The sequence below is a fragment of the Aeromonas aquatilis genome, from assembly GCF_054052405.1.
Map to the genome: position 1 here is coordinate 1 of NZ_JBSTYP010000169.1, position 476 is coordinate 476.

At 61.1% G+C, this 476-nt stretch carries 1 pseudogene; it reads right to left on the reverse strand.

The annotated features are described in order from the left end of the window. Window positions 1–75 precede the first annotated feature (75 nt). A pseudogene (locus tag ACW5W8_RS23850) lies at window positions 76–476 on the reverse strand (hypothetical protein); the annotation flags it as partial.

A 476-nucleotide genomic window follows, 5' to 3' on the forward strand; every position in this document is an offset into this window, starting at 1 on the left:
CGCTGCCCGTATCAATGGCCGTGGCCAATAGCTGGGCGCGACTGGTGCGCAGCCCTTCGGCATAGGAGATCATGGTTATTTCCTCTTGAGCAGGGCAATCAGGGGGAACGGCTCGGGCGCCACGCCACCACCAGGCGGGTAGGGTTTTGGCGCCTGATAGTCGGCGGCTACGGCGTTGTAGTCGGCGGGGCCATATGCCGGGTCATCCTGGGCAACCACCATATAACGGCGATTCAGCCACAGCAGATCGAACCGATAGACCCCATCCGACGCGCGGCTGTAGGTCTCGCCAACCAGCTCGCCATCCTGGGTAAAGCAAAGAACCCGGCGCCGCACCCCTACCCCGCTGATGGTCACCGTACTTTCAATAAACCCCTGCTCCACATTGCGCACCCCATCGCGGATCCAGAAGTAATCCCGCCCCTTGCAGATCACTCGCTGGCTCATCTGCTGGATACTCAACGGGCCAGGATAAA